This window comes from Acetobacter aceti NBRC 14818 (assembly GCF_000193495.2).
In the GTDB taxonomy this organism is placed as follows: Bacteria; Pseudomonadota; Alphaproteobacteria; order Acetobacterales; family Acetobacteraceae; genus Acetobacter; species Acetobacter aceti.
In genome coordinates this window covers 2,794,060-2,809,783 of sequence record NZ_AP023410.1, presented here as the reverse complement: position 1 = coordinate 2,809,783, position 15,724 = coordinate 2,794,060, and the positions used below count along the sequence as shown (strand labels likewise).

At 57.0% G+C, this 15,724-nt stretch carries 12 protein-coding genes; 3 read left to right on the top strand and 9 right to left on the bottom strand.

Going from position 1 to position 15,724, the window contains the following annotated elements:
* Positions 1-138 precede the first annotated feature (138 nt).
* Together EMQ_RS12885 and EMQ_RS12880 are read left to right on the top strand one after the other, a co-directional pair.
* Positions 139-1,059, top strand: coding sequence for an alpha/beta fold hydrolase (locus EMQ_RS12885; protein WP_010667189.1), 921 nt, complete (start codon positions 139-141; stop codon positions 1,057-1,059).
* Positions 1,060-1,199: 140 nt separating this feature from the next.
* Positions 1,200-2,126, top strand: a complete 927-nt coding sequence (locus tag EMQ_RS12880; protein WP_018307890.1) for a LysR family transcriptional regulator — start codon at positions 1,200-1,202, stop codon at positions 2,124-2,126.
* Positions 2,127-2,730: 604 nt separating this feature from the next.
* Here EMQ_RS12880 and wrbA read toward each other — a convergent pair.
* Complete coding sequence (gene wrbA / locus EMQ_RS12875) at positions 2,731-3,330, bottom strand: NAD(P)H:quinone oxidoreductase (RefSeq protein ID WP_010668048.1); 600 nt, start codon at positions 3,328-3,330, stop codon at positions 2,731-2,733.
* 266 nt (positions 3,331-3,596) lie between these two features.
* Positions 3,597-7,247: a bifunctional proline dehydrogenase/L-glutamate gamma-semialdehyde dehydrogenase PutA gene (putA, locus tag EMQ_RS12870; protein ID WP_010668676.1), complete on the bottom strand. Its 3,651-nt coding sequence runs from the start codon at positions 7,245-7,247 to the stop codon at positions 3,597-3,599.
* A gap of 251 nt (positions 7,248-7,498) precedes the next feature.
* Here putA and EMQ_RS12865 point away from each other — a divergent pair, with 251 nt between their 5' ends.
* Entirely contained in the window at positions 7,499-8,191 is a 693-nt protein-coding gene (locus tag EMQ_RS12865; protein WP_018307891.1) for a GntR family transcriptional regulator, read from the top strand.
* A gap of 86 nt (positions 8,192-8,277) precedes the next feature.
* On the opposite strand, the gene acs is transcribed toward EMQ_RS12865, so the two are convergent.
* The 7 genes from acs to EMQ_RS12830 all read right to left on the bottom strand — a co-directional run bounded on the left by acs (position 8,278) and on the right by EMQ_RS12830 (position 15,640).
* The gene (acs, locus tag EMQ_RS12860) at positions 8,278-10,176 is read right to left on the bottom strand and encodes an acetate--CoA ligase (protein WP_010668547.1); all 1,899 of its coding nucleotides are present in this window, start codon (positions 10,174-10,176) and stop codon (positions 8,278-8,280) included.
* A gap of 257 nt (positions 10,177-10,433) precedes the next feature.
* Positions 10,434-11,579: an alanine racemase gene (gene alr / locus EMQ_RS12855; protein ID WP_010668546.1), complete on the bottom strand. Its 1,146-nt coding sequence runs from the start codon at positions 11,577-11,579 to the stop codon at positions 10,434-10,436.
* 153 nt (positions 11,580-11,732) lie between these two features.
* Positions 11,733-12,755, bottom strand: a complete 1,023-nt coding sequence (locus tag EMQ_RS12850) for an NAD(P)/FAD-dependent oxidoreductase (protein WP_026200027.1) — start codon at positions 12,753-12,755, stop codon at positions 11,733-11,735.
* 121 nt (positions 12,756-12,876) lie between these two features.
* Positions 12,877-13,350 (bottom strand): nuclear transport factor 2 family protein, encoded by a 474-nt coding sequence (locus EMQ_RS12845; protein ID WP_010668544.1) that lies wholly within the window; start codon positions 13,348-13,350, stop codon positions 12,877-12,879.
* Between the two features lie 63 nt (positions 13,351-13,413).
* Positions 13,414-14,364, bottom strand: a complete 951-nt coding sequence (locus tag EMQ_RS12840) for a tetratricopeptide repeat protein (RefSeq protein ID WP_231367926.1) — start codon at positions 14,362-14,364, stop codon at positions 13,414-13,416.
* Between the two features lie 155 nt (positions 14,365-14,519).
* Positions 14,520-14,999 carry an acyltransferase family protein gene (locus EMQ_RS12835; protein ID WP_010668542.1) on the bottom strand — a complete coding sequence of 160 codons (480 nt, stop codon included), beginning with the start codon at positions 14,997-14,999 and terminating at the stop codon, positions 14,520-14,522.
* Positions 15,000-15,232: 233 nt separating this feature from the next.
* Positions 15,233-15,640 (bottom strand): hypothetical protein, encoded by a 408-nt coding sequence (locus EMQ_RS12830; RefSeq protein WP_010668541.1) that lies wholly within the window; start codon positions 15,638-15,640, stop codon positions 15,233-15,235.
* Between the last annotated feature and the right edge of the window lie 84 nt (positions 15,641-15,724).

The following is a 15,724-nucleotide window of genomic DNA, read 5'->3' as shown; positions in this document are numbered from 1 at the left end:
AGCGTCACTTCACAATGATTTAACTATCGCGGTTTCGCCCTGAATTGTCTGTTTGCCGCCATGCGTGCAGAACCGTTGCCAACAAGAAACATCTGTGATGCGGTGTCTACCTCGTTATGCAGCCAGACAGGAAACGCCATGCCTCTTCACACCGTGCGCACGTCCATGCGCAACCTGCTTGCCGCAGGAACCGTGTTGATCGCCCTTGCCTCGGGTGCCTGCGCCCAGACTGACACGGCTTCAGGCGTACCGTTGTGGAAAATCCTTCCCCCGACGCCCGTGGCCCTGTCCGCTGACGCCAACGGTCTGCCGGTCCAGAGCGGTCATGTCCGCATGGATGACGGCGCGAAAATCTATTACGCGCAGGCTGGAGAAGGCGAACCCGTTCTGCTGCTGCATGGCGGCCTTGCCAACTCGGACTATATGAGCGGTCTGGCCCGCGCCCTGCTGGCAGCGCACTATCAGGTTATCGTTGTGGACTCCCGTGGGCACGGACGCAGTTCACTCGGCAAGACACCGATCGGCTATGACCGCATGGCCGATGACGCCGTAGCGGTGCTCTCTCACCTAAAGATTGAGCGTGCGGCGGTCGTCGGCTGGAGCGATGGCGGTATTCAGGGTATAGACCTCGCGCTGCGTCATCCCGACCGCATTACCCGCGTCTTCTCTTTCGCGCCGAACATCACCACGGATGGCGTGGACACCTCGGCGGAAAACACTCCGACAGTGAAGGCGTTCATCGCCCGCACGAAGCAGGAATACTGCCATCTCTCTCCGTCACCGGGACGCTTTAGGAAATTCGAGGCCAGTATTGAGCATATGTGGTCGGACCAGCCGAACTGGACTGATGCACAGGTAGCGGCCATCACCACGCCGATGTGGATTGTGGACGGCGATCATGACGAGATGATCCATCTTCCGCATATCCAGCACATTGCACAGGTCATTCCTCAGGCCGGACTGCTGATCCTGCCGAACACCAGCCACTTTGCGTTCCTACAGAACCCGGAACTGTTTTCGGAGACAGTGATCAATTTTCTGAAACTTCCGACACCGTAACATCCCTGATCGGTCCACACCATCCGGGTAGGACCGATCAGATCACTCAGCGCATCGCTGGACGTTCGCTGGACGTATCCTCTCCAGAGTGCCATCACAGTCCCACCTTCGTGATGGTCACAACAAGGATGCGAACAGCCATGCGCCTGCCGGATTTCGAAGCCTGGGCCATTTTCGTCAAGGTTGCCGAGCACGGTTCATTCGCGAGAGCGGCTGAGGCCATCCAGCTTTCCACGCCTACCGTTTCCAAGGCGGTCAGCAGGCTGGAAGCCCATCTCGGCATTGCGCTGTTCAACCGCACCTCCCGCCAGCTTTCACTGACCGAGACAGGACGCGACACGCTTCTTCATGCACGCCGCATGCTGGCGGACGCCGAAGCTGCGGAAAGCGAAGCCCGTGACAGCACGCGCATTCCTTCCGGTGTGGTCAGGATCGCCGCTCCAATGACCTTTGGCACAGAGCATCTCTCTCCCATGCTCCCTGCCCTGCTGAGCCGCCATCCTGATCTTGAGCTCGACATTCACTTCAGCGATGCACTGACGGATCTGGTCGCGGACGGGTTCGACATGGCCATCCGTATCGCATCCCTCGCGGACTCAACTCTGAAAGTCAGAAAACTCTGCTCGGTGCGACTGATGCTCGTCGCAACCCCAGTCTGGTGTGAACGGGTCGGTTCCATCATACATCCGGAAGACCTCTCAAAACTGAAAGGCTTTGTCTACACCAACACAAATACACCCGGCAGCCTGAAACTGATCCACCAGAATGGCGATGTTTTCATGTTATCTCAGCAGGCGCTGATACGCGCCAACAACGCAGAAGCCTTTCTGCCGTCTCTGGAAGCTGGTCTGGGTTACGGGATTTTTCCAGAATTCATGATCTGGGAAGGGGTGAGAGACGGTCGTTTCATTCCACTTCTACCCGAATGGAACGTCCCGGCGATCGGGATCTATCTGGTCACGCCTCCCAGCACACGCCGCCCGCTGCGAGTCACTGTGGTGATGGATTATCTAACAGAAGCTTTCACCAGGATGCCTTGGGCACAGGAGAATGAGAACTCCTGCTGAAAAGCAGTCATAAAATGCGTTTAACGACAGTCATTCAGACAAACGTACCCGCGACGATTTCACTCATTTCTTCAAAAAACACCTTCAAAGAAGGCATTTACATATTATCCTGATCTTATAAATAATTTTCCATTACGAGGAGCGCGCCTGAATGGCACAACTGGTCCACAAGCCGCCAGCCGTCTGGCCTTTCTTACCATTCGGACCGCCTCACGGACTTCACGCCAGCCCGAACCATAGCGTCGAACGTATGCAATATACCCATTCAGCACCTTTGGTTCAGAAGCCAGAAATCTGGCCCCATCCCATTCATACGTTCTCATAAAAACTCAATTGCAACGCCTGCTATCCTTAGTTGATAGAATCCCAATACTATAGCTTTAAAAAACAGAAGATATCCATCATAAATACTAAAACAAGATCAATCATTATTCGGCATTTCATACCAGACTTTCTGACCTCATTCTCCAGCTAGGTGTCTTTCTGGAAAACCGGGAAGTCAGCAAGAAAACGCCTGAGCGCGCCACAGCAGGACACCCGCGTGCCTCCTTTTACCATCGGAGTGAACTGGCGGTTCGCCGCAACGCGCTATGACATTCAGATCTTATCCGTGCAGTTTGGCCGCAATTCCAGCAACATGACCGCCCAGATATTTCGCGCCGTCCAGTTCGATGGTGCTTGGCTGCCGTGAGCCATCGCCAGAAGCAATGGTCGTTGCGCCATAAGGCGAACCACCAGCGACTTCATCCACTGTCATCTGTCCCTGAAAACTGTAAGGCAGACCTGTGATCACCATGCCATGGTGAATAAGATTGCTCAGGATGGAATAGAGAGTGGTTTCCTGACCGCCATGCTGGCTCGCCGTTGACGTAAACGCCGCGCCAACTTTCCCAAGTAGAGCGCCTTTTGCCCAAAGACCGCCGGTCTGATCCCAGAAATTCGCCATCTGGGAAGGAAGGCGTCCGAAGCGGGTCGGTGCGCCGACGATGATGGCGTCATATTCGACCAGTTCCGCCGTCGTCGCGAGCGGAGCAGCCTGTTCCAGCTTGAAATGGCTGTTTTTCGCAACTTCTTCCGGCACCAGTTCCGGCACACGCTTTACAGTGACGTCTGCTCCGGCAGCCCGCACGCCTTCCGCCACGGCGTGAGCCATCGTTTCGATATGGCCGTAGGAGGAATAATAAAGAACGAGAACCTTAGTCATGGCGATCACCTGTCAGCTAGCCGGTCTCAGACGACCCGACCGGCCCCTGATCCTTCCGACGTTTTCAGCCTCGCACCATATCCTGCCACCCGTTCACGACCAGCGAAAAACCGGAAACGCTGCGCTTCCGGTTTTTCGCTTTTGTCTCACGATGAAGGTTTTTTGGAGCTGCCTCCTTCTAAAAAAGCGGCGTTTCTGAAGCTTTTTGAAAAAAGCTTCACCAAAAACTTTCTTACAGTTTATAGATTTTTTTTGTGGGACAGTTTTCACCCCAGAGTCATCAGGCTGGCGTTTCCACCCGCTGCGGTCGTGTTGGTGCTGCGGGACTGCTCCTCCAGCACGCTTTCAGAATGCGGCAGTGACGTTCCGGTCAGATAGGCCGAGACAATCGGCCCATTGCCCTCCGCCAGTTCCTTACGAGCCTGACGGAAAGCGTCGTTGTCTTCCTCACCCAGCAACACCGCACAGGGTTCCGCAGTCGCACTCGTCACAAGGCGGATAAATGGTTTCAGTCTGAAAGGCAGCGTCTCGATCCATCCCGTCAGCTCAGCAGGCGCAAGAATCAGCACCTCGTTGCCTCCCGACAGGGCGAATGAAATCTGGTCAAACAGCCCTTCCTGCGTGACGGGGATACATAGCACCGCCCCACGCGCCGTCAGACGATACAGGTTCTGCTCACCAACCGGCCCCGGCAGGACGCGCTCCTCACCAAACAGCGAACGACTTGAGCAGTCACGGGAAACCTTCTGGGCTCGCACGTCACCCCGACCGCATAGCCAGTCCGTCCACATCGTCTTTTCCGGCGTCACCTGACTAACACCTTCTTTTTCGATGGCAGGAACTTCTGCCAGCAGACGACGCAGGATCAACGGACCACCGGCTTTCGGTCCTGTACCAGACAGTCCACGTCCTCCAAACGGCTGCACACCGACGACAGCGCCAATGGTGTTGCGATTAACGTAGAGATTGCCAGCATCAATCCGCGACAGCACATGCTTCACCATGGAATCCAGACGTGTGTGCAGACCAAACGTCAGACCATAGCCAGTATCGTTGATGTCCTTCAGCAGATCATCCAGCCGGTCACGCTGATAGCGCACCACATGCAGAACGGGACCGAACACCTCCGGACCGATCTCGCGGATGCTGTGCACCTCGATCAGGGTCGGCGGAACAAAGCTGCCATTCGCGCACTCTTCAGGCAATTTCAAGGAAGTGACCGGTGCCTTACGCTTGCGGAATACATCAATATGTTTCGTGATTCCTGCCGCAGCTTCCTCTGTGATGACCGGCCCGACATCGCAGGACAGTTCCGCCGGATTACCGATCCGCAGTTCGTCCATTGCGCCGCGTAGCATGGTCAGGACATGGTCGGCACAGTCTTCCTGCACACAGAGCACACGAAGTGCCGAACAACGCTGACCTGCACTATCAAAAGCGGACGCCAGCACATCGACAACCACCTGTTCCGCAAGAGCAGAAGAGTCGACAATCATTGCATTCTGGCCGCCTGTTTCAGCCACAAACGGAACAGGCTGACCTGTCGCCGTGCGACGCCCTTCAAGCTGGCGATTGATCAACTGCGCCACCATCGTCGAGCCGGTGAACATCACGCCCATCACACGCTCATCGGCCACGGCGGCGGCTCCAACATCGCCCTCACCCGGCAGGAGATGCAGCACATCCACAGGAACGCCTGCTTCGTGCATGATCTTTACCGCCTCGGCTGCAATCAGCGGTGTTTCTTCAGCCGGTTTTGCAATGACCGCATTACCTGCCGCCAGCGCGGCCGAGACCTGCCCAAGGAAAATCGCCAGCGGGAAATTCCACGGACTGATGCAGGTCACTACACCCAGCGGCTTGTGCGTATCGTTGTTGAAATCACGCAGGATGGTCGCGCCATAATAGCGCAGGAAATCGACAGCCTCACGCACTTCAGCCACGGAATTCGGTAGGGATTTTCCCGCCTCGCGCCCGAGAAGAGCCATGAGCGCCGGATGACGCTCTTCCAGAATATCAGCGGCTTTTGCAAGAACAGCAGTCCGCTCGGCAGGGTTCTTTTCAGCCCATGCCGTCTGCCCTTTCACGGCGGCATCGACAGCCTGCGTCACCACTTCCGGCGTCGCCCAGACGACCGACCCCACAACATCGCGTCGGTCAGACGGATTGGTCACATCCTGTTTCGGACCCGTGGTGATCGTCTTGCCAGAAACAATCGGACCAGCGTCCAGTATGCGGGGCGCGTTACGGATGCTGGCATCCAGTTCGGACAGAACGCGCTCGTCGGCCAGATCCACACCCGCCGAGTTTGTCCGCTCCGGCGCAAACATGTCTGCCGGCTTGCGAATTTCCGAATGCGGCGCACCATACGGTGTGTAGCGCCGAGCAACCTCAATCGGATCTTCAATCAATTTGGCGACAGGAATGGCAGTATCGCCAATCTGATTCACAAAGGACGAATTCGCACCATTTTCCAGCAGACGACGCACGAGATAAGCCAGCAACGTCTTATGCGTGCCGACTGGCGCGTAAATGCGGGCCGGACGGTTCAGTTTGTCCACACCGACCACCTGACGATAAAGCGGCTCGCCCATGCCATGCAGACACTGAAACTCGTAGGAACCGACATGAAAGTCCGGGCCAGCCAGCGTGTAGATGGTCGCCAGCGTACGGGCGTTGTGCGAGGCGAACTGCGGGAAGATTGCATCCCGTGCATCAAGCAGCTTACGGGCGCAGGCAATGTAACTGATGTCCGTGTGACACTTGCGGGTATAGACCGGAAAGTCGCTCAGCCCCTCGACCTGCGTTTTCTTGATTTCGCTATCCCAGTAAGCGCCTTTGACCAGACGCACCATGATGCGATGCTTCGTCCGACGTGCCAGATCAATGATGAAATCCAGCGCAAAAGGCGCACGCTTTCCGTAAGCCTGCACGACAAAGCCGATGCCGTTCCAGCCTTCCAGTCCCGGCGTGGCACACAGCGCTTCCAGAATATCGAGCGACAGATCAAGGCGTTCGGTTTCCTCGGCGTCGATGTTGATCCCGATGTCATAGCGCCGCGCCCGCAGAACGAGATCCTGCACGATCGGCAGCAGTTCATTCATCACCCGGTCACGCTGGGCACGGGAATAACGGGGATGCAGGGCCGACAGCTTGATGGAGATACCGGGGCGTTCGTAAACATTCGCACCCTTAGCACTCCGCCCGATCACATCAATCGCCTTGATGTAATCCTGCCGGTAACGCTCGGCATCGGCGGCGGTGTAAGCCGCCTCACCCAGCATGTCGTAGGAATAGCTGAAGCCCACCTCTTCCAGTTTCTGACTGTTCTTGCGGGCCTGTTCGATGGTCTGCCCGAGCACGAACTGCTCGCCCATCAGACGCATGGCGGCATCGACGGCCTTGCGCACGACCGGCATGGAACTGCGCTCGACAAAACCCATGAGCGCACCGGACAGACGCTTCTCGTCATGATCGCCCATGAGCCGACCGGTCAGCGCCAGTCCCCATGCCGCCGCATTGGCGAACATCGGCTTGCCGCGTGCGACATGCGAGAGCCAGTCGCTTTCCCCGATCTTGTCCTGAATCAGCGCGTCGCGTGTCGCCGTATCCGGAATACGCAGCAACGCCTCGGCGAGGCACATCAGCGCCACACCTTCCACCGTGGACAGGGAAAACTCCTGCACCAGCGTTTCGACAAGTCCCGGATTCCGACGGGCGCGCAGCGTCTCCGTCAAACGGGAAGCGACGCCGGTCGCGGCAGCATTCTGTTCACCCGTCAGGGTCGCGGCGGGTGTCAGAGCCTCGACACATAAGGCTTCAGGCTGGCGAAAGGCGTTGATGATGGCCTTTCTCAGCGGCGGCAGGGATGCAAAGTCTGAAACGGAGGCTGAGTCGGAAAGCTGTGTTGCTGTCATGGGAGCGACATTCCAAAAGGCCGGCCAGAGTGTCAGCCCGGATACGATGCTGACCCATCTGGTTGCGGTATCACAATGATAATTTCTCCCATGTCATAGAAATATAATCACTGCAATATATTATATTATAGGAGATGCCTCGCTATGACAGAGGCTCTCTCCCCTCGCGGAATTGCGGCCTGACCAAACATTACGATTATGGTATGATGCATTCCGCCTCCAGATTTTCCTCTGACCGGAATGCCGACTGAATGCTGCCGACCCGACTTTTTGCCAGTGTAGAAACCATCGCGCATGGCACCGCAGCTGAAACGATCTGTATCGCCCTGCGAAACGCCATCCTCGCGGATATTATCCAGACCGGACAGGCGCTCCCGCAATCCGAGCTTGCCAATGGATTCGGGGTCAGCATCATTCCTGTCCGGGAAGCACTCAAGCGGCTGGAGGCAGAAGGGTTCGTCACCTGTCTGCCTAATCGCGGAGCTGTGGTCATTGGTCTCGATGAAGAGGATATTCTCGAATATTCCCGCATCCGCGCCCTGCTGGAAGAACAGGCCGCCCTGGAGGGCGTGCGCAACATGACACGGGTGGATCTCGCCCATGTCGAAGATGCCTACGAAGCCTTTGTGCAGGATGGTGTGGCCCATTCGGGTAGCCTGAACAGGGCGTTCCACAACGCCATTTATGCCGCCGCCAGACGTCCCCGCCTGCTGGAAATGATCGAAGACCTGCACATCAAGCTGGATCGTTACATCCGCGGGCATCTGGTGATCGAGGGGCGCAAGGCCATCACGGACCGTGAGCACAAGGCCATACTCGACGCCTGCCGCGCCCGCGACCCGGAGCTGTGCGCCCGCCTGACCCGGGATCACATTCTGGAAGCGGCCGCCATTTCGGTGGATGTTTTCCGAAAAAAGGTCGCTGAGGAAGCGGCTGTCAAATAAGTCACGGTTTTATGGGGCTTTGCCCCAGACCCCACAAAGGGACACAGTCCCTTTGATCCCGGTTACTTTGAATCCCTTCCGTAAAATCAGGCTTTTCCGACGATCCTGATCAACTCGCCCACGATCCCCGGATTGGCCAGCGTGGACAGGTCGCCAAACCCTTCCGTCTCGCCACAGGCAATCTTGCGCATGAGCCTGCGGACATTCTTGCCCGACCGCGTCTTGGGGAGATCCGGCACGACATAGACCGCCTCCGGCACCGCATAACGCCCCACCTTGCAGGCGATGATCTTGATAACCTGATCCTTCAGGCCAGCCATCTGCTCTTCGCTCAGCCCCTCATGCGGCACGATATAGACCACAAGGCCCTGCCCCTTGATGTCGTGAGGAATTCCCACGGCAGAGCTTTCAGAAATATCGTGAATTTCCGAAATGGCATCCTCAATTTCCGCCGAGCCGATACGGTGACCGGACACGTTAATCACATCGTCCACGCGCCCCGTGATCCAGTAATAACCATCCACATCACGACGAGCACCGTCACCCGTAAAATAGTGACCGGGATACGGCTTGAGGTAGGTTGTCTGGAACAGGGCGTCATCATTCCAGATGGTCAGGGCACGCCCCGGCCATGAACCATCAATGCACAGAATGCCTTCGACAGCCCCATCCAGTGGCGTGCCTTTTTCATCCAGCAGCACAGGATTGACACCCGGCAGCGGCAGCGTGGCCGAGGCAGGGCGCGGTTCGACAGCATACGGCACCAGTGAGATCATCGCACCGCCGGTTTCCGTCTGCCACCAGGTATCGACCAGCGCACACCGCCCTCCGCCAATCACGTCATGAAACCAGGTCCATGCCTCATGATTGATCGGCTCGCCGACAGATCCCAGCACCCGGAGGCTCGACAAGTCATAGGCAGCGGGAATCTCATTGCCTTCGCTCATCAGCGCCCTGATCGCGGTTGGCGAGGTGTAGAACGTCGTGACTCCGTGCTTCTGGATCACATCCCACCAGCGGCCCGGCATGGGGTGAGACGGCATGCCTTCAAACAGCATCAGGGTCGCACCGTTGGCGAGCGGCCCATAAGCCACGTAGGTATGCCCCGTGATCCAGCCGATATCGGCGGTGCACCAGAACACGTCGCCCTGCTGGTGATCGAAGATCAGTTCATGAGTGTAGGACGCCCATGTGAGATAGCCGCCAGTGCCATGCACAATGCCTTTCGGCTTGCCAGTGCTGCCAGAGGTGTACAGCAGGAACAGCGGGTCGGTCGCGTTCATCGCTTCCGGCTCGCACGTTGTCGGCGCTGCTTCCAGCAGAGGTGTCAGCAGCGCATCACGCCCTTCTGTCAGCGGCACCGTATCATCCGTCACCTCGACCACCAGCACGCGTCGGACTGTCGAAGCCTCGCCACGCAGCGCAATCGCCGCGTCCATCGTGGTCTTGAACGGAATCCGCTTCGCGCCACGCCGTCCGACATTGGCGGTAATCACGACAGCAGCGCCACTGTCAGCCAGACGGTCGGCGATGGCCTCTGCCGAAAAACCACCGAACAGGACCATATGCATCGCGCCGATCCGGGCGCAGGCCTGCATGGCGATAATGCCCTCCACCACTGCAGGCAGATGGATCGCCACACGGTCGCCGCGCTTTACACCGCTGTCCCGCAGAATATTGGCCAGAGCACAGACCCGGGCATGCAGGTCACGATAGGTCAGACGCAGGACATTGGAGTCCTCCTCGCCCTGCCAGATGATCGCCGCCTGATCCCCGCGCGTCGCCAGATGCCGATCAAGGCAGTTCACGCTGACATTGAGGCTGCCATCCGCAAACCAGCCATTCTCAGCATCCACAGCGGTCGTCGGCAGGGTAGACCACTCCAGACGCCGACTTTCCCTGAGCCAGAAAGCTTCCGGATCATTTCGAGCCGTTTCAACCAAACGCTTGTAAGATTCAGGGGTCAAGCGGGGCGTGGACAACATGGAGCAGTCTTCTTCTTTTTGGTGAGAGAGTTTGAGTTCAGCGCCGAAACCAGTCACTGCAACAATACTGGCCGGTTTCCCGCCACGCGAACAAGTAAAATATTATCCTGATCACGGAGATCCCGGAAAACTGCGGCTTTTACGATACATATTTACATAGATGAAAATGTTGTAAATATACTTACATATTCAAAACAAACCACATTCATGCTCTAAAAACCGTCAGTTTTCAGCGGTAAGGAGCCCTGTCGCAGGACTCATTGATTTCTTGTGTAGGTCCGATGATAGCGTCTGCCGAGGTCGGTCAAAAATTCGTAACCAATGGTCCCGGCCGCCGTTGCGGCTGCATCCAGAGTGTTATGCGGCCCGATCAGATCAATCAGATCACCGGGCCGGACACTGCCTTCCGGAAGATCAGTAACATCGACAGCAAGCGAGTCCATTGAGACCCGTCCGATGACCGGCAGCGGAATATCGGGCTGCGATGGCAGGATGGCGGTACCCTGCCCGGAAATGCTTCTCAGAAATCCGTCGCCGTACCCGATGCCAAGCAGCGCGATCCGGCTTGGACGGGGCGCAATAAAATAGCCGCCATACCCGACAGCCTGCCCTTCCGGGATCGATCGCGTCTGGATGACGCGCGCCTGCAGACGGATGACAGGCTTTACGGGGTTGGGTTTGCCGGGCGTGGGATTGACGCCATACAGCGCCGCACCCGGCCGGACGAGATCGAAATGCCAGTCTGGCCCCAGAAAAATGCCTGAGGAAGCGGCCAGACTGCGTGGTGCTTTCGGTAACAGCGCGCTCAGACGCTTGAACTCTTCCAGCTGCGCCCGATTGCTGCGGACTTCGGGTGTATCGGCGCAGGCGAGATGACTCATCACCAGCACCGTTTCGATACCATCAAGAAGCGTTGGATCAGCGGCGATTTTCGAGACTTCATCGGCATTCATGCCAAACCGGGCCATGCCGGAATCAACCTGCAACACCGCAGGGAGACGCCGTTCCAGTTCATGGCTCAACGCACGCCACTCGGTCAGTTGCTCCATGCTGTTGATGACCGGCACCAGTCCGGCTTCCAGCAGGTCACGCGCCGTACCGGGCGGCGGTCCATGCAGCACGAAGATCAAGGACTCAGGATTTTTGACAGAAGGCTTGAGCGCCACACCCTCAGCCAGATGCGCAACGAAAAAATGCCGACACCCGGCATCTTCAAGAACAGGCGCGACAAGGGAAGCATCTAGCCCGTAAGCATCCGCCTTCACAGCGGCGGCGCAAAGCGGGTGGGACGCGGAAAGCACGTCCGGTTGTCGGATGGTCTGACACAGCGTGCGGTAATTCTCCGCAATGGCCTGAAGATCGATATTCAGAATGCCGCCAGCCCATTGCGCCGCTACGCTCATCGCCTCACATCTCCGCCACTGTCCGTTTCGCTTCCAGACAAAAAGACTAGAGCATCATGGGACCGGATGGAAACAGGCTGTCAGAGAAAGATTGCTGACAAACCAGCTTTCTTTCTCCACAAACCCTCTCATATATGACGGTAAAAGGCCGTTTCAGGCTGAACCGGGCACGCCCTTGCTCGTTGAATATTCGAAATGAAGAGCCTGATTCGGATTGACGATGGCGTAAATGGCATGCGCCGCCATGGCCGCTTCGCTGAAGCCCTGCAAAATCAGCTTTAATTTGCCGGGATAGGTGGCAATGTCGCCAATGGCGTACACGCCCGGAAGAGAGGTCTGGCAGGATGACGGCGTGACAGGAATCGTCGAGCGCGTCTGGTCGATACCCCATTGCGCGATCGGTCCGAGATCAGTGGCGAGCCCGAAGAAAGCCAGCAGATGCTCAGCTTGCAGCGTCCTTACCTCGCCCTGCAAGGTGGCGACCTCCACGCCCGTCAGTTTGCCTTCCGACCCCTGAAGCCCCTTGAGCTGATAAGGCGTGATCTTTTCCACAACGCCCCTGGCAATCGCGTCCTCAAGCTGGCTCAGGCTTTCCGGAGCGGCACGGAACTTGTCGCGGCGATGGACCAGATAGATCTTGCGGGCGAGACGGGAAAGCGACAGCGCCCAGTCGATGGCGGAATCGCCACCTCCTGCGATCACCAGACTCTTGTCCTCGAAATCGGCCTTGCGACGAACGCTGTAGCGCACAGAACCTGTCGTCTCGTATGCCTCAAGCCCTTCAAGCGGCGGCCTGTTCGGTCCAAATGCACCCGCACCCGCCGCGATGATCACCGCTTTCGCATGGATCACATCGCCCTTGCTGGTCTCCAGACGAAAATCTCCGGCCGAACCTGTCAGTCCCTCCACGCGCCGACCGAGGAGTCGGGGAATGGAGAAAGGCTCGATCTGCTCAGAAAGTTTCTCGATCAGTTCGCCACCTTCAATGGCGGGACAAGCAGGAATGTCGTAAATCGGCTTCTCGGGATAGAGCGCCACACACTGGCCACCGATTTCATCCAGCGCATCGACCAGAATACAGTTCATCTTGAGCATGCTGCACTGGAAGGCGGCGAAGAGTCCGGTTGGACCCGCGCCAATGATGACAACATCCGTGCTGACTGTGGCGCCTGACATGCGACCGCGCTCCTCCTGCTGACTATCGCTGAGGACGTTGTGCGCCAGCCAGCGGCGGGAGGCAATATTCACCCCGCCCCGATATGCTCAACCTCGGGGCATACGCCGGTGTGTATTCGGGCTACAGCCCCATTTCTTTCAGCCCCGGATGATCATCCGGACGACGCCCCTGCGGCCAGAAAAACCGGCGATCGCTTTCTGCAATGGGCATGTCGTTGATGCTGGCGACACGCCATTGCATCAGGCCTGCTGCATCAAACTCCCACAATTCATTCCCATAGGACCGGAACCAGTTCTGCTGGTCGTCGTGCCATTCATAGACAAAACGGACGGCAATCCGATCTTCATGAAATGCCCAGAGCTCCTTGATCAGGCGATATTCCTGCTCACGTTCCCACTTTTCTTTCAGGAATCCGATGATTTTTTCACGACCTTCCAGAAAATTGATCCTGTTTCGCCAGACACTGTCCGGCGTATAGGCGAGCGCAACCTTTTCAGGGTCGCGACTGTTCCAGGCGTCTTCAGCAAGCCGAACTTTTTTGGCGGCGTCTGCTGCGGTCAGGAAGGGCGGGCATGGTGGGCGAGAGTGTTCCATGATGTAAGATCCTGCATCGAAAGAGAGCGAGTTTTAGATGATTGAAAAGAAGAAAAAACTTTTTCAGTACAATGATCTTTTTGACAGAATATCTTTAGCCCCTGCATGGCCTGCCTGAGCCGCCTGTTTCATTCGCATCCAGGCGTCCTGCTGAGTCATATGCGTAGAGCGCCCCTCCAGAACGAGGCGCGCTGACATGAAAAAAGCCCCAACAAATCCCAAAGAGACCGCTTTTTCATACCACTGAACCGCCTGCTGCAAATCGGGCGATTCCGCAATACTCGACCAGTAATCCCCAAGGACGCAGGCAGCCCTTCCATTACTGGCCGCAGCCTTGCGCAGCAAACTTTCTCCCCGCGTCAGACGCCGCAACCGCTCCTTGTTTTCATCGTGCTCCTCGCCGTCATTCTGACGGTGATTCTCCACCATCAGACATTCGCCAAGCAGCGCCATCGCCGGAACGTATCCAGTGTTCGCAGCAATCTCCAGATGATGTCGTGCCTTTTTCTCATCCAGTGGCAGCAATTGTCCCTGACCGTACCATATGGAGACCATGTGGTGGGCAATACCGAGATTTTTCTCCAGCGGGATCGACAGCAAATCCATGACACGCTCTGCAGAGGCTCCCGAACGTGCCTCAAGATCTGCCAGTCCAACCAATGCCAGAGGCAGACCTTTTCCGGCCGCTGCCCGCAATGCCTCATGGCGTTCCGTATCTGCTTTCATTTTGGTCGCATCCAGCAACCAGACGAGAAAAAGGGAGGCTTCCGGATCGCCGCGCTGATGACCAAGGCGCGCGAACGTCAGAGCATCATCTTTGCGGGGCGCTTCCCTCACCGGCTGCGCCAACGCACGCTCATCGGGTAAAAAACCATCCCACGCCAGACGGGCCGCATGCACACAAGCCTGCGGATGTCCGGCTCTGGCAGCACGCTCCATCCACCAGGCTGCGTGGCCTGCATGAGGAGCGACACCCTCTTCTCCAGCAAGATAAGCCTGCCCCATGGAAAACATGGCATCGACAGATCCTTTACCTGCCTGCCCTGCCCGTTTTTTCCTTCCAGACGCCCGTTTTCGTTTGTCCAGAAATTTACGCCACATTCCGCCTGTTCCTGTTTTCAGCAACACTGACGTCCGATATCGGCAATCAGGCAACAACCCAATGCGGCTTACGGCAATATACGAGGTCCCGCCAGTCGCCTCGCGAGACGATGAGAGGGACGCTCCACCCATTGACGCAGTGCCAAAGCACACAGAACCATCACGGCAAGAAGCCCGGTCCATCCCAGCAGTATTTTTTCTGTTCCAGCCTGAAGGAGACCGGGTTCAATACCCCACATGAAAATTTTGAATAAAATGAAATGCACCATGTAGAAAGAAAAGGAGAACCCTCCAAGCCACAGAAACACGCGACTACCCAGCACTCGACCAACAACATCCTGCTGATAGGCCAGACCGAACAGCAGCCACGCAAACCCAAATACCATTGCAGGTGCTAAAGGAGGAAATGCAAGAGTACAGAGAATAAAGCCGAGACCTCCCCATGTTACGCGAGCTGCTTCCCAGCCTTGTAAGGGTTTTGCGATAAGAACAGCCTGACCAAGCGTCATTTCCGCCATAAAACCGCCCAACATACGCACGGCGCCCATCGTTCCACTGGGATTATCGTAAGCATGGTGGGTGACGGCAAGCAGTCCGCACTCAACGGCCAGAATACATCCGGCCAGACCATGTAAAACAGCAGATCTTTTCAGATAGAGCAGTCCTCATGCTGCAATCGGAAACAGCAGATATCCCAGAATTTCGGCACTGAGAGACCATAATAAACCTATAAAAAAAGCGGACCATATGGCCCGCTTTCCAGCATGCAAAAGTGATGCTGTTATCTCCGCCGCAATTTCGAGCCGACAAAGCGACCCAGCGGTCCGGCCACGAGAGTAGCCAGCGACAGCATATTAAAGGACTGACGCAGTTCATTCAGACGACGATCCCGATTGAGGTGGGCCTCCACTTCAGCTGGATACAGGTAGGAACGCCGCCCAAAGAACGCGAAAACCAGAGCCAGGAAAATGTCGACAAAAAAGACCAGAGCAGGCGAAGTAACCGGGCCAAACCCGAATTCGTACCGGAAAATGGCCCAGAGCAGCGCGTGGCCTGTAATCAGTGAGAAAAAGCCAAGGAGCGCTGCGACCAGCAGCAGGGCGACCTGACGCCCGATCCGCATCGCCTTCTGCTGAAGAAGCTGAACTTCCGCCTGGGCCGCGGACTTGCCGACATCAAAAAAGTGCATTGGATCCCCGTCTACCTCACATAAGCCGGCATCGAGGATGAACCGGCGTCCTGTTATGCCTCCTGCCTCGTCCAAAGAGCAACC